This window comes from Gilvimarinus xylanilyticus (assembly GCF_024195295.1).
Classification (GTDB): Bacteria; Pseudomonadota; Gammaproteobacteria; order Pseudomonadales; family Cellvibrionaceae; genus Gilvimarinus; species Gilvimarinus xylanilyticus.
The window spans coordinates 70,477-90,017 of sequence record NZ_JAMFTH010000005.1 but is presented as its reverse complement, the minus strand read 5'-3'; the positions used below and the strand labels follow the sequence as shown (position 1 = coordinate 90,017).

The window sequence follows — 19,541 nt, the reverse complement described above, 5'->3', positions numbered from 1 at the left end:
AGAAAGTATTAGCACAGCACTAAAATTTAGCGGCAGACATAAAAAAGGGTGCCCAAAGGCACCCGAAAACTATGCGTAAACGCATTTCTCATGCGGCTTAGTTCAGCCTGGTAGATGTGCATAGGCACGCCTACCGGAGAGGGTTCAGTAGGTCGCTCACTCAACCAAATGAAACCGGTTACAATTGTGCCCTTGGCGCGCAGCCCTCGTCAAGCCCCGCAATTGTTCCTTACTCCGCACAGCGCTATACTGCGCCCTTTGTTTAAATACTGCCGAAGCCCAAGTTATGCGCCGACTACCCCTGACAATCAGCTTAATCCTTTTATGCCTGTGTGCCGGTTGCGGCCAGACTGGCCCGCTGTATTTACCCGCCGAAGAACCCGCCTCCAGCGAGTCGGATTCTGCCGAATAGTGAGATTTGTATGTCCTTTTTTACCCAGCGCAGTGGTGAGCTGTACGTTGAAGACGTTCGCCTGAGCGATATTGCCGCGCAGTATGGTACGCCGGCCTACGTATACAGCCGCGCCGCTTTTACCCAACACTATCTGGCTTACGCCCAAGCGCTGGGCCAGCATCCGGGCATGATTTGCTATGCGGTAAAGGCCAATTCCAATATTGCCTTGCTCAATCTGTTGGCGCGCCTGGGGGCGGGGTTCGATATCGTCTCGGGCGGTGAAATGGAGCGGGTACTGACCGCCGGTGGCGATCCCAAGCGGATTGTGTTTTCCGGGGTGGGTAAAACCGCAGCGGAAATGGCTAAGGCGCTGCAGATGGGGATTCACTGTTTTAACGTTGAATCTGAGCCCGAGCTGGAGCTGCTCAGTCAGGTGGCCGTCGAGCAGGGGCTGACCGCGCGGGTATCGCTGCGGGTCAACCCGGATGTGGATGCCAAAACCCACCCCTATATTTCCACGGGCTTAAAAGAGAACAAGTTTGGCATTGATATTACCCGTGCCCCCGAAGTGTATCGCCGCGCCGCCGAGTTGCCCAACATCGATGTTCAGGGTGTGGACTGTCACATCGGCTCGCAGCTGACTGAGCTGGAACCGTTTTTGGATGCCCTGGATCGCCTGCTGGTGTTGGTAGATGGCCTGGCGGACGAGGGAATTCATATTAGCCACTTGGATTTGGGTGGCGGTTTGGGGGTGACCTATCGCGATGAGCAGCCCCCTGCGGTGGCCGACTACATGGACGCCATTAAACAAAAGCTGGGTGAGCGCAAGCTGGCGCTGATGTTTGAGCCCGGTCGCTCTATCGCGGCGAACGCCGGTGTGTTGCTCACCAAGGTGCTGTATTTAAAGCCCACCGAGGAGCACAACTTCGCCATTATCGATGCCGCCATGAACGACAATATCCGTCCGGCCCTGTATCAGGCGTGGCAGGATATACGCCCGCTGAAAGAGCGTCGCGGCGCAACTAAGCGCTGGGATTTGGTGGGCCCTGTGTGCGAGACCGGCGACTTTTTGGGTAAGGATCGCGAGTTGGCACTGGAGCCGGGGGACCATTTGGCCGTCATGTCCGCCGGGGCCTACGGTTTTACCATGGCCTCTAACTACAATACCCGTCCCCGGGCCTGCGAGCTGCTGGTGGATGGGGACCAGGTGTATGTGATTCGCGAGCGCGAAAATTTCGTCGATCTGATTCGCGGCGAGCATGTGATTGAGCACTGACAGAACTCGCAACAAGTGGGATACTGTCGGCCATATATTCAAAAAAGGTTGTCCATATCTGTTTTGAATACCGCCCATAAAATCTGGCGTAGCGGCCGTTGGCACAGTCGCGCGCTGGTCTAGTTGCGCGACCCTACTGGATTTTATAGGCTCGCATCGGCTAACGCCGATGGCGGCACCAAAAATGTGCCGCATGATTAACCCCGCCGGTGAAAGGCCGGGTTAATCGCTGGCTAAAAGCACACTAACCGGATGAAACTATGCGATTGCGCTTCACCAAAATGCACGGCCTGGGCAACGATTTTGTTGTCATTGACGGCATCAGCCAGAAAATCAAGCTGACCCCGGAAAAAGTGCGCAAGCTCTCGGACCGCCATTTTGGTATTGGCTGCGACCAGGTATTGCTGGTGGAAGGGCCCAATGATCCGGATGTGGACTTTCGCTATCGTATTTTTAACGCCGACGGCGGCGAGGTCGAAAACTGCGGCAATGGTGCCCGCTGTTTTGCCCGCTTTGTGCGCGATCGTCGTCTGACCGGCAAAAGCCGTATAAGAGTTGAAACCGCCAGCGGCCTGATGACCCTAAGTGTGCACGATGACGATGAAGTGACCGTGGATATGGGGGTGCCGGTATTAGAGCCCGCCGCTATTCCTTTTGACGCTCCGGCGCAAGCGGTCCAATATGATCTTGAACTGGCAGGCGGCGCGATTCAAATCGGCGCCGTCTCCATGGGTAATCCCCACGCCGTGACCCGGGTGGACAATGTCGATACCGCCGATGTGCATACCCTGGGGCCGCAAATCGAATCGCACCCGCGTTTTAGCGCACGGGTTAATGCCGGTTTTATGCAGGTGGTTAACCCCGGCGAGATACGCCTGCGGGTCTACGAGCGCGGCGCCGGAGAAACCCTCGCCTGCGGCACTGGTGCCTGCGCGGCGGTGGTTGCGGGGCGATTGCAGGGCTTGCTGGACGAGCGAGTTATAGTTGCGCTGCCCGGCGGGCGCCTCAGCATAGAATGGGCCGGACCGGGCGAGCCGGTGTTGATGAAAGGCCCCGCCACCAATGTATTTCACGGACAAGTCAGACTTTAGGCTAATATGACCGACACCACCGAACAGGACAGTGCCCTTAGCGCTACCGATGTAGCGCGTTATCTCTCAGCCCATCCGGGCTTTTTTAACGAACACCCGGCGCTGTTGGCCGAGCTGGAGCTGCCCCACGACAGTGGCAGCGCCGTGTCCCTGGTGGAGCGTCAGGTGTCGGTGCTGCGCGATCGCAATATGGATATGCGCCATCGCCTCAGCCAGCTGCTAGACAACGCCCGCGACAATGACCGGCTGTTTGATAAAACCAAACGCCTGGTGTTGGAGTTACTGGATGGGGATGACCTGGGCGATATTATCGACGCGTTGCACCACAGCTTTGATAAAGAGTTTAATATTCACTACACCCGCACCATTTTGTTTGGCTCGGCCGATACCCTGGGCGGCTCCCAGGCCAAAGTGGTTAACCTGAGCCAGGCGCGCGAACATATTGGCGCGTTGATACGCGACAATCGGGCGTTTTGCGGCCACTTAAATGACGCCGAGTGCCGTTACATCTTTGGCGATGTCGCCTCCGAGATTGGTTCGGCCGCAGTTGTACCTCTGGTACACGGGCGCACCTTTGGTTTGCTGGCTATTGGCAACCGCGATCCCAAATACTACCGCTCCAGCATGGGCACCTTGTTTTTAGGCTATATTGCCGAAGTGCTTAACCGCCTGATGCCCCGCTACCTGCCCGAGTAAACGCGGCGGCGCCATGGCCTCTGTCCCCGACTTGCCTTTCGCCGCCGAACTGGACGCTTTTAGCCGCTATCTGCGAAGCGAAAAGCAGGTATCCGAGCGCACCCTCGAGGCCTACCAGCGCGATCTGCTTAAGCTGCAAAAATTTTCCTACGCGCGCGATATAACTCAACTTAGTGCCATCCACACGCAGGACTTGCGGCTGCTATTGGCCGAACAACACCGCAATGGCGCCAGCAGTAAATCTCTGCAGCGTTGGTTGTCGGCGCTGCGCAGCTTTTTTCGCTACGGAGTCCGGCGCGGCTGGCTGGGGGCAAACCCTGCCGAAGGACTGCAGGCACCTAAAGCGGGGCGTAAGCTGCCTAAAACGCTGGATGTGGATCAGGTCGGGCAATACGTTGAGGTCCAGGGCGAGGATTTTATCAGTCGTCGCGACGGCGCCATGGTCGAGTTGTTTTACTCCTCGGGGTTGCGCCTTGCCGAGCTTATCGGTATTGATCTGATCGATCTGGACTTACGGGAGGGAACGGTTCGCGTGACCGGCAAGGGCAATCGTCAGCGCCAGCTGCCCGTGGGCCGCTGCGCCTTAGAGGCGATTAACGCCTACTTACCTCTGCGCGCTCAGCAAACCGCCGCGACGGAAACGGCGCTGTTTGTCAGTAGCCGTGGTACACGTATTAGTCGGCGCGCGGTGCAGGCGCGTTTGCATGAACTTAGCCTGCAGCAGGGGACTGGTCAGCCAGTTCACCCGCATATGTTGCGCCACTCGTTTGCCAGTCATATGTTGGAGTCCAGCTCCGATTTGCGTTTGGTGCAAGAACTACTGGGGCACGCCAATATTTCCACGACGCAAATCTATACCCATTTGGATTTTCAGCATTTAGCCAAGGTTTACGATCAGGCCCATCCGCGGGCGCAAAAGCGCAAAGATGAAAAAGAAGAGGAATAAAAAAAGCGCGGCCAAAGCCGCGCAAGACATAAAATAACAAGGAGGTCATGCCTAACTTGCATGTGCGGAGCCCAGAACCCGGTGGCCCTGACGTGTGCCCATACACTCACTCCGCAGCTCACAGGTTAAGACTACGCCCGGGTTCGTCATCGCTCAAGCCACTACATACGTATTCAATTATTGATTCATCATGTATACGTATTCAAGCTTGGTCAAAGCGCTGTAAGAAATCATCGTGAAAGTGCATGGCCGTGATCGGTTCGCGTTTTAGCTGTTCGGTCTGCTGCATAAAGTTTGCTAGTTGGGCTTCATCCATAGCGCCCGCCAGGGGATGGTGGTCGCGCGGTTCTACTCCTTGCCCCAGCAGCAATTGCAGCCAGGATGATTCGGCAAAAATATCATTGCGCTCGCGTACCAGTACGCCCTGAGCCGCAAACACATCGATTTTATGCTGCAAACTCTCGGGAATACTTATGCGCGCCATCTGCTGCCAAAACTCGCTGTCTTCACGGCGATTAAGCTTATAGTGCAGAATTAAAAAGTCCCGCACCTGTTCATATTCAATACGCGACTCTTGGTTGTACTGTTTAACAACATCGGCCTGAATTCCCGTGTGAGGAAAATACTTAAGCAAGCGCACAATGGCCGATTGCACCAGATGAATACTGGTGGATTCCAAAGGCTCTAAAAAACCGCTGGCCAGGCCCACCCCAATCACATTTTTATGCCATTGTTGCCGCGCCCGTCCGGTGCGAAAGTGAATGACCCTAGGGTCGGCTACAGGTTGGCATTCTAGATTCTGCAACAGGGTTTGCGTGGCCTGCTCATCGCTGCTAAAGCGGCTGCTGTAGACCAGGCCATTGCCTTGACGATGTTGCAACGGAATTTGCCACTGCCAGCCGGAATGATGCGCGATCGCACGAGTGTAAGGACGAGTTTGTGCCAGGCGCTCTGAGGGCACAGCCACGGCTCGGTCACAGGGCAGCCAATGGCTCCAATCGTCAAAGCCAACCCCGAGTTTTTGTTGCAATAACAGAGCGCGAAAACCGGAGCAGTCGATAAATAAATCACCACTGACAGCTACACCCGAGGCCAGTAGCAATTGTTCCACCGCGCCTGTGTCTTGGTTGATGGTGGTGTGATTAACCTTGCCCTCTATTCGCTTTACGCCCAATGCTTGACTGATTTTACGCAAGTAGGCGCCGTAGAGCCCCGCATCAAAATGATAGGCGTAGGGAAGCTCCAAACGCGGATCGCGGGTTTCAAGCTTGGCAAACTTTCCCGCGCTTAACGCCAAATAGTTTAAATCGTAATCCCATAAATCTTTTCCTAAACCTGCGCGTTTGGCCCGCAACCAGTAGTGATGAAACTGACAAAAGGCACTGCTTTGGCCCGGGGATGAAAAGGTATGAAAGTAGCCCTGACCCTGGCGATACCAGTTTTCAAATTTAATGGCGAGCTTCATAGTGGCGTTAGTCTCACGCAGAAACTCCGCCTCATTGATACCCAGTACCCGGTTGACGTGCTGAATGGGCGGAATAGTGGCCTCGCCCACGCCCACGGTGGCAATTTCGTCGGACTCTACCAAAGTAATATTGACGCTGCCGCCCAATACTTTTTTGAGCAAAGCCGCGCTCATCCAACCTGCGGTGCCCCCGCCTAGCACGACGATGTTTTTTATTCTTGTGTTCATGTTAACCGCTCCGCGATAAAAAAAGCCCCGCTACACAGGGAAAGTGTAGCAGGGCTATAGCGACATACTTTAAACCAGACTAGAACTTGTAGTTAACACCCAACAAGTAGTTGGCGCCAAAGCTTTGGTACTGAGTAATCTGGCGAGGATCGCCTTCGTTAAACTGCACCGTGTCTTCGTCGGTCAGGTTTTGCGCCTGTAGCGTAACACTTAAGCCGTACAGTGACTCGATGCCCGATTCGCTAAAGTCGTAGCCAATTTGCGCATCCCACAGCTCTGAACCCTGGCTGGTGGTGTCTACCAGTGACAGGCTGGTGCCACGAGTTTCGGTCAGATACTCAGAACGCTTGCGACCGCTGATACGGAACTCAAAACCGCCGCGCTCGTAGTATGCCGTCAGCTGATAAATTTCGTCCGACAGGCCGGGCACTTCCGAGTCGTCGTCCAGTTCGCCATCGTTAAAGGTGGCGCTGGCCAGCAGACCAAAGCCGTCTAAGGATTCGCTGAGTAAATGGAAAGGCAAACTTGCTTGCAATTCAATCCCGTTAACCTCACCCGTCAAACCATCTTCGCGATTGGTGACCAAGCCTTCAAACAGCACTGGGGGTTCGCCGGTGTTAGCACTTTGGTGATACCCGGGAATGTAGTAGGGGGTAAAATCTGCGACCGTTTCCCCTTCGCGATGCCAATTGACCAAATCTTTGTAGAACACGGCAGCGCCTAACATACCATCGGCGGCAAAGTACCACTCGTAGGACAGGTCATACTGATTTGCCTCTAGCGGACGCAGTTCGGGGTTGCCCGAGCTACCGCTCCAGGGGCTGTTGTTGATGTCCGAGGGTTCCAGGATTTGCGCATCATTGAATGAAAAATTCACAGTGTTATTGGGACGCATATCGTCCATGCGAGGGCGGCTAATGGTTTTAGACGCGGCGAAACGCACAGTGTGATCGTCGGCCAACATAAAGTTCAGGTTCATGCTGGGCAGCCACTTACCAAAGCTGGCACCGCCACTGACAGGCGTCGCCAACACATACAAATCTGGGCCGGTGTAAGAGCCAAAACCGGTAGACTGCTGATCGGTATCCACGTATTGCACACCCACATTACCGGTCATCTCTACACCGCCGAAATCGGCAGCCAGATCGGCCATGGCGTAGACAGTAGTGATCTCTTCATCGACGGTGTAAGTGTCGCCCTTTCGGCCTGTTTCCAGATCTTCGGCTGCAGTTTCAGTGTAGAAGCCGCTTTGATACAGCGCGATGGAGTCGTAAGCGACTATGTTACCAAGGCCGATAAAGTCCAGGTTGGCACTGCCCACATAATATTCCTCGGGAACAGGCCCGTCGCTGGGCCAGGTAGGTGCGGTTAGGTAGGCCCCGGTGTTCAGCTTAGTCTTAGAGCGATCCGAATAGTTCACACCCATCTCCAGACCACTGATCAGACCCCAGTCAACCTCGCCGTTTACGGTCATGCGGAAGCTGTCCAGGGTTTCATCAAAGTCAGGCGAGTTAACAAATCCATCCTGAGCGGTGGCGTAACCCATGGGTTGACCTTCACTAGCCTGGAACTCTTCTACCGGTGCCAGCGAGCCACCCCAGGCTTGTGGTCCGGCCAGGCGAACCAGATCGGGGTCGGATAAATCGGGGGCGTTAATACTGGGGTGGGCGCTGTACATAACGCCGGTATCGGTCATGGTCCAGGCACGTGCGGTGGCAGGGCCCTGAGTGGGTGACTGAGCGCGACCCACGCCCGAGTAGCTTTCAATGTTGGTGATGGTTTTTTCCACATCGCCAGTAGACGCGTCAAAAGCCACCGACCAGTCATCGCTAATATTGTATTCCACGTTCACGCCAAAGGTGGTCAACTCGGCGTCTTTGCGTTCGGCATCGTTGCGCATTACCGAGTGGAAGCCCTCAAAGTAACCGCTGGTCACCAGGCCGTCTTCAACGCCGGTAACCGTGTAGTTGGGTGTGCCCCACTCGGCGCCACCCTCTTCCAGGCCACGGAATACTTTGTCCTCGCGAAAATCGATGTAAAGCGCATCGACGGTAATGCTGAGGCGGTCGGTGGGTTCGTACTGTACTACGCCCGCCACCGAGTCGCGTTCCATTAAGCCTGATCGTACGAATGAGTCGTGGCCGCCGATGATAACCTCATCGCCTGCCAAGGTGACGCCATCGGCTACAGTGGCGTTGCCAGTAACGTTGGCAAAGCCCCAGTTGCGAAAGTACTGCTCTTGGCTGGGCGACTCCATAGAGGCCAGCGACAGGGATACACCCAGAGTGTTATCGGCAAAAGAGTCGGAGTAGGTAAAAGCCAGACGGTGGCCCTTGTCATCAAAGTCGGGGTTGGCCGATTCCATACCGTTTTGTTCGTAGCTGGCGTTAAACGCCAGAATACGGTCGTTATCCAGCGGGCGAATAGTGCGCATATCCACGGTACCGCCCACGCCCTGAGTCATCAGGCTGGCGTCGGGGGTTTTATACACCACAACTTGATTGATAATTTCGGCCGGGTACAGATCGTATTCCACACCCCGGTTATCACCCATGCCGAGAAGTTCACGGCCATTCAGAGTAGTGCCTACATAGTTTTCGTTAAAACCGCGCACGGACAGGCCACTGGTGCGACCATCGCGGCGCTCGCCGGCCAAACCGGGCAGACGTGCCAGCGATTCGGCGATACTGGTGTCGGGAAGTTTACCGATATCTTCGGCGGTTAAGGCTTCGGTTACCGAAGTGCTTTCGCGCTTGATCTCTTGCGAGCGCTCGATAACCGAGCGAAAGCCGGTTACCACCACTTCTTCCAGCATGGGTTCGTCTTGGGCGTACACATCGATAGAGCCTGCGGCCATAGCCACAGTCGATACGAGTGCCAGAGCGGGATTGAACTTACGTTTTATCATGATTGGATCCTCTCGCCAGGATAATAATTTATTGTTCTGTCTTGTCTAAATCGGATGCCGGTGATTATCTTATTAAGCCAACATTACCTATGGTTAATACTAGGCTTGGCCCTTAGACCAAACAACACACTGCATACGTATTCAGTTCTTATGCAGTGCTGAATTACATACGTATTCATTGCAGTTCATACACTGAAACCGATTGCGCTCGGCTTTGCAGCGCTTGCGACAGTGTGGTTATCTGTTCGCTTTCGACATGGTGCGCTTTGGTGAAGCCGGCTAATCGCTGCTCGAAAATTTGTGGGTCTACGCTTTGCGGGGAATCGCTGTGGTTAATCACCACCATAACGGTGTCGCTATCGGTGTAGCGAAAATAAACGTACACACTGTCGCGAGGCGCATAGTGCATCAGTTTTCCCTGAGTAACAGCGGTACTGGTTTTGCGCCAATTAAGCCAGAATTTGAGAAATTCCTGAGCCTTTGCTTGCTGTTCGGTTAGCCCCTCGGCGTTAAAGGCATTAACCCTATCGCCGGGCCAGCCGCCGGGAAAATCCGTGCGAATTACTCCGTGATCATCGGTCCCCGGGTTGGTCATTAAAATTTCGGTGCCATAATATATCTGCGGTATGCCGCGCAGAGTGAGGGTCATAATCATCGCCATTTTCCAATGCTCATAGTTTTCATTCAGCGATGTATAGATCCGGCTCATGTCATGATTGTCGGGGAAGATCACCAGGTTATACGGGTCGGCGTATAGAAAATCGTTACTCAGTGCCTGATACATCTGCACCATTCCCTCGCCCCAGGACTCCTCGTTGTTCAGCGAATTCAAAAGCGCGCGCTGCCAGGGAAAGTCCATCATGCTGGGGGTAAAAGACTGATAACCGTCAAAGGTTTTCTTGCCCTCTTGCCAGTAGGCAACTATGGCCGAGTTTTCCGACCACTCCTCACCCACGATATTCAGGTTAGGGTATTCGGCCATTACCGCTCGGCTCCACCCGGTTAAAAATGTTTTGTCCGGGTAGGAGTAGGTGTCCACACGAATGCCCGAAAGCCCCGCGTACTCTACCCACCAAATAGAATTTTGAATCAGGTAGCGGGCCATAAACCGGTTGCGCTGATTTAAATCCGGCATGGTGGGAACAAACCAGCCGTCGTTAAATTCCTGTTTGTCTACTTCGGCTGCATGTGGGTCGCGCAGGGATTCGCGTCGGTGGCTGGTGGGAGAGAAGGAGGCGTTGTAGTTTATCCAGTCGGTAAAGGGTAAATCGTCCATCCACCAGTGGCCGGAACCACAGTGATTGAGAATAATATCTTTAATGAGTCCCATGCCTTTATCGGCGGCTTGGTCCGACAGAGACACGTAGAGCTTATTACTCCCCATGCGTGGATCCACCCGGTAGAAATCGGTGGTGGAATAGCCGTGGTAGGAATACTCGGCTTGGGCATTTTCTAACACCGGGTTTAACCATAGCTGGGTAAAGCCCATGTCGGCAAGATAGTCCAGGTGTTGAATCACGCCGGCAATATCGCCTCCGTGACGCCCGCCGGGCGCTTGTCGGTCAATGCCCTCGCGTAATCCCTTTACTTCGTCGTTATTTAAATCGCCATTGGCGAAGCGATCGGGCGTAATTAAATAAATAACGTCTTGCGCCGAAAAACCCTTGCGTTGTGCCGAGTTAACGTGCCGGGCTTTAAAAGAATACTGAGCGTCGGCCACTTGTTGTTGATCGGCGTAAAATTTTAGCGTGACCGGCTTAGCGGTAAGCGAATCATCGAGCTTTAAATCCACAAACAGATAGTTGGGGCTATCGGCGGTGTGAAGCTGGGTTACCGAAACTCCGGCGCTGTCAATAACCACAGAGTCGGTACTACCAATATCGTCGCCGTATACCATCAGCTGCAAAGTATTCGCTTGCATTCCCGCCCACCAAAAAGGCGGTTCTATGCGTTCAACCTCGGCTCCTTGGGCAGTGCCAAAGGTGGTTATAGCGGCGCCAAGCAAGAGCGTGCGGATTATTTTCATAACGCTGTCTCTGCTACAAAGGCGACGCCGTATTCGGGCAAATGTAACTGCTTGCTCTGCAGGTCGGCCGCAAAGCCGGAGTGCTCCAACAGCCGGGTAAAACCTTCGGGTAGTTCAATGGTTTGCGGTTTTTCCGAGAAGTTAAAACAACACAAGATTTCTTGCTCGGCTTTACGAGTAAAAGTTAGAACCTCGCGGTTGAGATCGAAAAATTGGATGCTTCCATAACACAGGGCGGGCTGTTGTTTGCGCCAGCGTAAAAAGTGCCGGTAGGCATTGAGAACAGACGCGGGGTCGTTATCTTGATGGGCTACATTAATGGCCCTGTGTTCTGATGCCACTGGTAACCAGGTTTTGGCGGCGCTGGAGAAACCGCCGTTTACCCCATCGCTCCAGGGCATAGGGGTACGGCAACCATCGCGACCTTTAAACATGGGCCAAAAGGTAATGCCATAGGGGTCTTGCAGTTGCTCTAGCGGTAGGTCGACCTCGGTCAGCCCCAGCTCTTCGCCCTGGTAAGAGCACACACTGCCGCGCAGGGAAAACACCATGGCATTGAGCATTTTGGCAAGTTCATCGCACGCTTGCTCACCGCCCCAGCGACTCAGCACCCGGGCAACGTCGTGGTTGCCAATAGCCCAGCAGGGCCAGCCTTCGCCTATACCCGCTTCTAGTGTTTCCACTGTGGTGCGCACATACTGCGGCGAGAAGTCCTCGGTGAGCAGCTCAAAGCTGTAGGTCATATGCAGCTTGTCGCCGCCGTGGGTGTAGTCCGCCATGGTTTGCAATGAATCTTCCGATGAGATTTCGCCCAAGCTCACCGTGCCGGGATACTGGTTAAGTAGCTCGCGCAGACGTTGCAAAAAGTCTAAGTTTTCCGGTTGGGTGTTGTTGTACCAGTGGCGCTGAAAGGCGTAGGGGTTGTCTTCACTAAAGCCTCGCCCCTGACGTTCGGCCGGGGGTTTAGGCGGGTTATCGCGTAGCTGTTGATCGTGAAAACAGAAGTTAATGGCATCCAGGCGCAAACCATCAATGCCGCGCTTAAGCCAGAACTCTACCTCTTGGAGTATCTGTGCCTGAACCTGGGGGTTATGAAAGTTTAGGTCGGGCTGGCTTTTAAGAAAGTTATGCAAATAATACTGACCGCGACGCGGTTCCCATTCCCAGGCGCAGCCGCCAAAAATAGACAACCAGTTGTTGGGGGGTGTGCCGTCTTCTTTCGGGTCAGCCCATACATACCAATCGGCTTTAGGGTTGGTGTGGTCGGTGCGGCTGGTGGTAAACCATTCGTGCTGATCGGAGGTGTGGCTCAATACCTGATCGATAATAATTTTAATATCGCGCTGGTGAGCCTCGGCAATTAAGTGGTCGATATCCGCTAAACAGCCAAACAGGGGATCGACATCGCGATAGTCGCTGATGTCGTAACCAAAGTCTTTCATCGGCGATTTAAAAAAAGGTGATACCCAAATGGCATCCACACCCAGGCTTTTAATGTAATCGAGCTTACTGATAATGCCGGGAATATCGCCTACGCCATCGCCATTACTGTCCATTAACGAGCGGGGGTAAACCTGATAGATGATGGCGCCGCGCCACCAGGGTTGTTGCTGCATGAAACTTCTACCTCGCCAGGTACCTGCCCGGCCTTGTTATTGTGATGGGGTGCTACGGGTTTGCACCGGGGGTGCTTAAACTCTGTATGACCAAAAGATTAGTGCAGCGGGTAAATGGGGCGCAATAGACTGCATACGTATGCATGCATTAAGTGGATTGAATACGTATGTATTCGATTGAGTCACCTGATAGAGACTATTATTGTGTCAGCATTCGTTGGTATAAGAGATAATAATTATGGTTAAGCGTCCCCTGCTTTGCACATTGTTGGCTGTACTGGGTGTGGTTGCCGGTTGCAACGACACCCCCATTCAATCTGAATCATTCGACTCTCAATCCCACGCCCCTGGCGCACCGGGCGCCGCTCCTACCTGGGCCTACTCGGGTAAGACAGGTATTGGCACCAGCTACGAGCAGTACCAACGCGGCGCCTATTCCGATGCTGCCGCGACTGGCGCGGTGAGTAAGGTGTGGTTTTCGATTGCCCAGGGTGTGGTAACCGAAACCATGTTTGGCTTGATTCACGAAGCGCAAATTAAAGATATGGCGTTTGTGGTGAGCGGCCCGGGCTTTGTGCATCACGAATCCCGCGATACCGAGCAGAGTATTGAATACCTGCACACGGATAACGCCGGGCGTCCTCTGTCGCTGGCTTACAAAATCACCAATCGCGATCCCGCCGGGCGCTATAGCATTGAAAAGCATGTCTTTACCGATCCGGACCAGCAGACCTTGATGCAGCGCGTGATTTTTACCGCTCAGGTTGAAGGTATCAGCGCGCACCTGGTGACGAATGCTCACGTGGCCAATACCGGTACCAATGACCTGGCCTGGGCCGAAGACAATATTGCCTACGCCCAGGAGGGGGACGCCGCCCTGGCACTGATAGGGCCAAAGCACAGCCGTGCCGGGGTAGGATTTGTGGGCGCTTCGGATATTGATACCGATTTGAGCGACGGCGCACAGGATTGGCACTACCTGACCACTGGTTCGCAAGGGGGCAATGTCAGTCTTAGCCACAGCATGACGCTGCCTGTGGGGGAGCCCCAAAGCTGGGATTTTGCCCTGGGCTTTGGCGCGGATGCCAAAGCGGCGCGCGCTAGCGCCGAGGCCACACTGATGCGCGGTTATAATCAGGTGTTGGCCCACTACAATGGCGAGGGCGAGGCCATTGGCTGGGAGGATTATCTGACTCAGCTGGACCCTCTTAACGACCTGACAAAAGCTGCGACCGATAACGGTAAGCTTGCGTACACCAGCGCCATGGTACTGAAAGCGCAAGAGGATAAAACCCACGCGGGTGCGCTCATTGCGTCGCTCTCCAATCCCTGGGGGGACGTGGTCGCTGCGACCGAGTCGTCCACCGGCTACAAAGCCGTCTGGCCCCGGGATTTCTACCAGGTGGCCATGGCGTTTTTGGCCATGGGCGATAGTGAAACCCCGCTGGTGGCTTTCCGTTATCTAGAGAAAGTTCAGGCCAGTGCCAAGACGCCGGGCTACACCGGTAGCCCCGGTTGGTTTTTGCAAAAAACCCATGTTGATGGAACCCTTGAGTGGTACGCGGTACAGCTGGATCAAACCGCCATGCCCATTATGTTGGGTTGGCAGCTGTGGCAAAAAGGCGTACTGAGTGATGCCGATGCCACTACCTGGTATCGCAAAATGCTGCGCCCGGCGGCGGACTTTTTGGCCGATGGCGGGGCGGTTAAGCTGGGCTGGAATGACACCCACATCACTCCCCCCTATACCCAGCAAGAGCGCTGGGAGGAGCAAGAAGGCCACTCGCCCTCGACCACCGCAGCTGTTATAGCCGGCTTGATTACGGCGGCAGAGCTGGCCGAGCACGCCGACGATGCGGAGCGCGCCCGTCACTATCGCGAGCGCGCCGCCGACTATAAAACCAAACTGGCGAACCGCACCTTTACCACCGACGGTGTCTTGCCCGGCGATGGCCAATACTACTTGCGGGTCAGTCAAAACGAGAACCCCAATGATCAGGGCAAGCTGACGCCGCGCAACGGTCAGGGCAAGTTGAACGAGAGCGAGATTGTCGACCCGGGCTTTTTGGAGTTGGTGCGCTATGGTGTGCTGCCCGCCGATAACGCCGAGGTACTCGGTTCGCTGGCGGAAGTCGACAACCTGGAGCTGCCCGATTACCTGCAGGTGAAATACGAATTTCCTGCGGGTGAGCAAACCTATCTGGGCTGGCGTCGCTACGGCGGCGACGGCTATGGCGAGCGCATCACCGACGGCGCGGGTTATCAGGCCGGGGGTGAAAACCATCCAGAGCAGCGCGGTCGGGTCTGGCCTTTCTTAACCGGCGAGCGCGGCCACTATGAGTTGGCGCTGGCACAGGCGCGCGGCGAGGTGGATATGCAGGCGTTGACCGAACGCTATGTAGCAAGCATGGAATACTTTGCCAACGAGGGGCTGATGCTGCCCGAGCAAGTCTGGGACGGTGTCGGCGGTAACGCCACCTACGAATATGACTTGGGCGAGGGTACCAACTCGGCCACCCCGCTCGCCTGGACGCACGCCGAATATATTAAGCTACTGCGCTCCTTTGCCGACCGCCAAGTATGGGACTACTACCCACCGGTGGGTGAGCTGCAGTAGGGCTAAAACGCGAGCCGGGATGGCCCGGCTTTTATGGCTTTGATAATCACAATAATCACGAGATGGCACCATGACACACCCGCAAGCGCAAAGGCCCGAACTTAGCTTTTGGCAAATCTGGAACATGTGCTTTGGCTTTATCGGCATACAGTTCGGCTTTGCTCTGCAAAATGCCAATGTCAGTCGTATTTTCCAAACCCTGGGGGCCGAGATCGACGCCCTGCCCATTCTTTGGGTCGCGGCTCCTCTAACGGGCTTATTGGTACAGCCCATTGTGGGCTACTTTAGCGATAAAACCTGGAACCGCCTGGGCCGGCGGCGCCCCTACTTTTTGGTGGGGGCGGTGGCCACCAGTGCCTCTTTGTTTTTTATGCCGCACTCGCCCACGCTTTGGATTGCTGCGGGTATGCTGTGGATTATGGATGCCTCCATTAATATTTCTATGGAGCCCTTCCGCGCGTTTGTGGGCGATATGCTGCCGCAAAAGCAGCGCACCCTGGGCTTTGTGATGCAGGCTTTTTTTATCGGTGTGGGGTCGGTGGTGGCCTCGTGTCTGCCCTGGTTGATGACTAATCTCGCGGGTATCAGTAATACCGCCGCACCCGGGGTGGTGCCCGACTCGGTGATCTGGTCCTTTACTCTGGGCGGCTTGGCGGTATTGCTGGCGGTGGGGTGGACGATTATCCGCACCCGCGAATACTCGCCCGAGCAGTTGGCTGCGTTTAACGCCGCTGAGGGGCAGGTCGATACCGAGCGCACGGCGAGCGCTAAACCTGTAGGTTTTTATCAAAAAAGTGGTCTGATCTGGTTGGCGATAGGCGTTGGTGCGACAGCGGCCATCGCAGCCTTCTCGCTCCAGGCCGAGCTGTATATATTGGCGGCCTGCAGCATTGGGTTTGCGCTTTTGCAGCTGAGCGCCGGGGCGCTGCAAAAACGCGGTGGCACTGCTAACGGCATTTACCAGATCACCCACGATTTATTTCATATGCCGCGCGCTATGGCGCAGTTGGCGGTGGTGCAGTTTTTTAGTTGGTTTGCCCTGTTTGCGATGTGGATTTATATCACCCCGGCGGTGACCAGCCATCACTACGGCGCCCTGGATGCCAGTGGCGAGCTTTACAACAGCGGCGCCGACTGGACCGGGGTGCTGCTGGGCTCCTACAACGGCTACGCCATGCTGGCGGCATTTTTAATTCCCGTCATGGCTCGCCAATGGGGACGCAAGCTCACTCACTGCGTTAACTTGTTGCTGGGCGCGGTGGGTTTTCTATCCTTCTGGTGGGTGCGCGACCCGGCCTGGCTGTTGGTGTCTATGGTGGGGGTCGGCTTCGCCTGGGCGTCCATTATCTCGATGCCCTACGCCATGCTCTCTTGTGTATTGCCCGGCCATAAAATGGGCGTGTATATGGGAATTTTCAATTTTTTTATTGTGATTCCGCAAATTCTCGCCGCCAGTATTTTGGGGCTGTTGGTAGCGACACTGTTCGGAGGTCATAGCATTTACGCATTGATGCTGGGGGGCGGCTGTTGGGTGCTGGCTGCCCTGCTGACCTTGCGGGTGGACGATACGCCCTGAATACCTGCCCGCGATGCGCTAATCCAGCGGATTGGCGCATCGCGGTGATGCTTTTGTTCCCTTCCCTTTCTTGCTTTACCGATTTTTCCCCTTTTCCGAGTCACCGGTTCGTTTATCCACAGAGTTTCTGTATTTATCCAAGAGCTTCTGTAGTTATCCACAAGATGTTGTGGTTTGACGGGGCTTTTGGCTCTAGTATAAGTAAAAATTTACATTTCCTCTTGAAAATCCTATCTATTTGTGAATAATTCTCACCCGCATCATTAATATTATTTATTTTGGGGATTGAATGTGGCTATTGATCAATATCGCTTAGCGGGTTTGCTAAGCTGCAGCGCAACCGTTTTGTTTGCATCCTTGTCGGCACAGGCGCAGCCAAAAACCGAACCGAGAGTCACCGAAGAAATCGTGATTACCGCGTCGGGATACGAGCAAAAAATCACCGATGCTCCGGCCAGTATCTCGGTAATTGATCAAGCCGAAATCATGACCCGCCCCCACGTCAACCTGCTGGATATGCTGAAATACCAAGAAGGTATTGATATTGGCACCAGCCGCGATAAAACCGGCCAGGGCAGCGTCAGCATGCGTGGTTTAACCGGTGAATACACCCTGTACCTGATTGACGGTAAGCGTCAGAACAACCACGGCGATATCTACCCCAACAACTTTGGCGGTAACGCTTTTGGGCATATGCCCCCGGCCGAGGCCATTGAGCGCATCGAGGTCATTCGCGGCCCAGCCTCTACCCTGTACGGCGCCGACGCCATGGGTGGTGTGATTAACATCATCACCAAAAAGGTCACCGACCGCTGGCACGGTAACCTGAACCTGTCGGGCACTATTCAAGAGGATTCGGATTTCGGCAACGACGGTCAGGTGGATTTCTCGGCCACCGGCCCGCTGATCGCCAATACTCTGGCTCTGGGTGTGCGCGGCAGTTACTACGAATCCGAGGCCTCATCGCCGCAGTTTGAGCCGGCGGTAGACCCCAATGGCACCGTGCATGTGCGCAGCTTGGGCTTTGGCAGCGGCGGCCGCACCGTAGACAGCGAAACCCAGGAATACGGCATGAGCCTGACCTACACCCCCAACCAGAACAACACGGTTCGCTTTGACTACGACTACTCCGAACAGGTGTATGACAACACCCCTTTTACCAACCCGGATACCGGCGAGCTGTCCTATCCGCTGGGCACCAAGGATAATATTGAGGCTCTGTGGCAGGCACGCGGCGGACAGGTAAACCCCCGCGCGGGCTATGCCGCCGACCAGGAGTTTAACCGCGAGTGGTGGTCGTTAAGCCACGACGGCAGCTGGGGCTTTGGCACCAGCTCGGTATCCCTGTCGTACGTTGATACTCACAATGACGGCCGCACCCTGCCGCTGACCGTGGCCGAGCGCCAGCATCTGCAAGAGATGTACGACGGGGTGGGCGAATACGCCGGTATGAGCGAAGAAGATCGTCGCAATCTGGCCGAAGAGACCTTTTTACCCCGCCCGGATCGCCCGCTGGACAGCAGCCAGTACACCTTGGATGCGCGCCTGGATATCCCCCTGCAAGCCATGGGCAGCCATAATTTGGTCATCGGCGGCCAGGTGATTGACGGCGAGTTGGAAGACGGCGTCTTTGGGATGGAAAGCAACAACCCGGGGGCGGTGCAAGAGCAAAAAATGTATTCGCTGTTTGTGGAAGACAATTGGACCCCGGTGACGTCCTTTACGCTGACCGGTGGGGTGCGATTTGATGAGCACGATGTATTTGGCAGCCAAGTGTCGCCGCGCTTATACGGTGTGTACACCATCAGTGACAGCTGGACCTTAAAAGGCGGTGTATCTACCGGTTATAAAACTCCGCAAACCACCGATTTGTACGACGGCATTACCGGCTTTGGCGGTCAGGGGACCTCGCCCTTTGCCGGCAACCCCGAGCTTGAGCCGGAAACCAGCGTGAACAGTGAAGTGGCCCTTTACTGGACCAGCATGAATGGCCACAACTTTAACGTGACCTACTTTAATACCCAGTTTGAGGACAAGATCGCCCGTGGCGATACCGTCTACAGCTGTGAAACCACCGGTGGCGCCCGTCCCTGTGTGAACCTGGGTGAATATGACGCTTTGGGTTACGACACCTACAGCCAGAAAATCAATATCGATAAAGTGGATATTCAGGGTGTGGAAGTGGCGGGACGCTACTTAATCAGCGATGCCTGGTCGCTCAATGCCAACTACACCTGGACCGACAGTGAGCAGAAAAGCGGGCCTCAGGAAGGTCAGCCACTGACCAATACCGCCGAGCACATGGCCAACGCCTCGCTTAACTGGAGCATCCTCTCCAACGTCACCATGACCTTGCAGGCCGAGCTGCGTTCGGATCGCTACCGCAGTTGGGACAGTGTGTTGGATAAGCCCCGTTACTACCAAAACTACGACCTGTACCACCTGGGTCTGAACTGGGAAATTACCGACAACATCACGCTCTACGGTCGTGTGAATAACCTGCTGGATGAAGACTTTACTTCCTACAGTACCGAGTTTATCGACTTAGACGGTGACGGTATCTATACCCTGGAAACCGGTCGCGGTGCGGTCAGCGAAGTGATCTTTACCGACGACTACAACATCAAAGACGCCGGTCGCAATTACTGGCTGAGCTTGCAGGTGAGCTTTTAAGTTGTTGCTTGGGGCGCCCCTATGTGGCG

General features: G+C 55.0%; 12 protein-coding genes. 8 read left to right on the top strand and 4 right to left on the bottom strand.

The window, feature by feature from the left end; translation table 11 throughout:
• Positions 1-286 precede the first annotated feature (286 nt).
• The 5 genes from lptM (at position 287) to xerC (ending at position 4,403) form a co-directional block, all read left to right on the top strand.
• The gene (gene lptM, locus M6D89_RS14015) at positions 287-412 is read left to right on the top strand and encodes an LPS translocon maturation chaperone LptM (RefSeq protein WP_253968710.1); all 126 of its coding nucleotides are present in this window, start codon (positions 287-289) and stop codon (positions 410-412) included.
• 10 nt (positions 413-422) lie between these two features.
• Positions 423-1,670: a diaminopimelate decarboxylase gene (gene lysA / locus M6D89_RS14010; protein WP_253968709.1), complete on the top strand. Its 1,248-nt coding sequence runs from the start codon at positions 423-425 to the stop codon at positions 1,668-1,670.
• A 260-nt stretch (positions 1,671-1,930) separates the two neighbouring features.
• Positions 1,931-2,761 carry a diaminopimelate epimerase gene (dapF, locus tag M6D89_RS14005; protein WP_253968708.1) on the top strand — a complete coding sequence of 277 codons (831 nt, stop codon included), beginning with the start codon at positions 1,931-1,933 and terminating at the stop codon, positions 2,759-2,761.
• A gap of 6 nt (positions 2,762-2,767) precedes the next feature.
• The gene (locus M6D89_RS14000) at positions 2,768-3,457 is read left to right on the top strand and encodes a DUF484 family protein (RefSeq protein ID WP_253968707.1); all 690 of its coding nucleotides are present in this window, start codon (positions 2,768-2,770) and stop codon (positions 3,455-3,457) included.
• 13 nt (positions 3,458-3,470) lie between these two features.
• On the top strand, positions 3,471-4,403 hold the full coding sequence (gene xerC / locus M6D89_RS13995) for a tyrosine recombinase XerC (protein ID WP_253968706.1): 933 nt from the start codon (positions 3,471-3,473) through the stop codon (positions 4,401-4,403).
• A gap of 202 nt (positions 4,404-4,605) precedes the next feature.
• On the opposite strand, the gene M6D89_RS13990 is transcribed toward xerC, so the two are convergent.
• From M6D89_RS13990 to M6D89_RS13975, 4 genes are all read right to left on the bottom strand, one after another.
• Positions 4,606-6,096 carry a tryptophan halogenase family protein gene (locus tag M6D89_RS13990; protein WP_253968705.1) on the bottom strand — a complete coding sequence of 497 codons (1,491 nt, stop codon included), beginning with the start codon at positions 6,094-6,096 and terminating at the stop codon, positions 4,606-4,608.
• A 79-nt stretch (positions 6,097-6,175) separates the two neighbouring features.
• Positions 6,176-9,004: a TonB-dependent receptor gene (locus M6D89_RS13985; protein ID WP_253968704.1), complete on the bottom strand. Its 2,829-nt coding sequence runs from the start codon at positions 9,002-9,004 to the stop codon at positions 6,176-6,178.
• A 175-nt stretch (positions 9,005-9,179) separates the two neighbouring features.
• Positions 9,180-11,030: a glycoside hydrolase family 13 protein gene (locus M6D89_RS13980; RefSeq protein WP_253968703.1), complete on the bottom strand. Its 1,851-nt coding sequence runs from the start codon at positions 11,028-11,030 to the stop codon at positions 9,180-9,182.
• Positions 11,027-12,646, bottom strand: coding sequence for an alpha-glucosidase family protein (locus tag M6D89_RS13975; RefSeq protein ID WP_253968702.1), 1,620 nt, complete (start codon positions 12,644-12,646; stop codon positions 11,027-11,029). Before M6D89_RS13975 ends, M6D89_RS13980 begins: the two co-directional genes overlap by 4 nt.
• A gap of 238 nt (positions 12,647-12,884) precedes the next feature.
• Here M6D89_RS13975 and M6D89_RS13970 point away from each other — a divergent pair, with 238 nt between their 5' ends.
• The 3 genes from M6D89_RS13970 to M6D89_RS13960 all read left to right on the top strand — a co-directional run bounded on the left by M6D89_RS13970 (position 12,885) and on the right by M6D89_RS13960 (position 19,512).
• On the top strand, positions 12,885-15,263 hold the full coding sequence (locus tag M6D89_RS13970) for a glycoside hydrolase family 15 protein (RefSeq protein ID WP_253968701.1): 2,379 nt from the start codon (positions 12,885-12,887) through the stop codon (positions 15,261-15,263).
• A gap of 70 nt (positions 15,264-15,333) precedes the next feature.
• A complete protein-coding gene (locus tag M6D89_RS13965) occupies positions 15,334-16,839 on the top strand; it encodes an MFS transporter (protein ID WP_253968700.1) in 1,506 nt (501 codons plus the stop codon).
• A 291-nt stretch (positions 16,840-17,130) separates the two neighbouring features.
• Entirely contained in the window at positions 17,131-19,512 is a 2,382-nt protein-coding gene (locus M6D89_RS13960; protein WP_253968699.1) for a TonB-dependent receptor domain-containing protein, read from the top strand.
• Positions 19,513-19,541: the final 29 nt, after the last annotated feature.

Bases quoted from the DNA above. Each gene is read 5' to 3' on its own strand.
- lptM (WP_253968710.1), top strand. From the start codon at position 287: ATGCGCCGACTACCCCTGACAATCAGCTTAATCCTTTTATGCCTGTGT.
- lysA (WP_253968709.1), top strand. From the start codon at position 423: ATGTCCTTTTTTACCCAGCGCAGTGGTGAGCTGTACGTTGAAGACGTT.
- dapF (WP_253968708.1), top strand. From the start codon at position 1,931: ATGCGATTGCGCTTCACCAAAATGCACGGCCTGGGCAACGATTTTGTT.
- M6D89_RS14000 (WP_253968707.1), top strand. From the start codon at position 2,768: ATGACCGACACCACCGAACAGGACAGTGCCCTTAGCGCTACCGATGTA.
- xerC (WP_253968706.1), top strand. From the start codon at position 3,471: ATGGCCTCTGTCCCCGACTTGCCTTTCGCCGCCGAACTGGACGCTTTT.
- M6D89_RS13990 (WP_253968705.1), bottom strand. From the start codon at position 6,096: ATGAACACAAGAATAAAAAACATCGTCGTGCTAGGCGGGGGCACCGCA.
- M6D89_RS13985 (WP_253968704.1), bottom strand. From the start codon at position 9,004: ATGATAAAACGTAAGTTCAATCCCGCTCTGGCACTCGTATCGACTGTG.
- M6D89_RS13980 (WP_253968703.1), bottom strand. From the start codon at position 11,030: ATGAAAATAATCCGCACGCTCTTGCTTGGCGCCGCTATAACCACCTTT.
- M6D89_RS13975 (WP_253968702.1), bottom strand. From the start codon at position 12,646: ATGCAGCAACAACCCTGGTGGCGCGGCGCCATCATCTATCAGGTTTAC.
- M6D89_RS13970 (WP_253968701.1), top strand. From the start codon at position 12,885: ATGGTTAAGCGTCCCCTGCTTTGCACATTGTTGGCTGTACTGGGTGTG.
- M6D89_RS13965 (WP_253968700.1), top strand. From the start codon at position 15,334: ATGACACACCCGCAAGCGCAAAGGCCCGAACTTAGCTTTTGGCAAATC.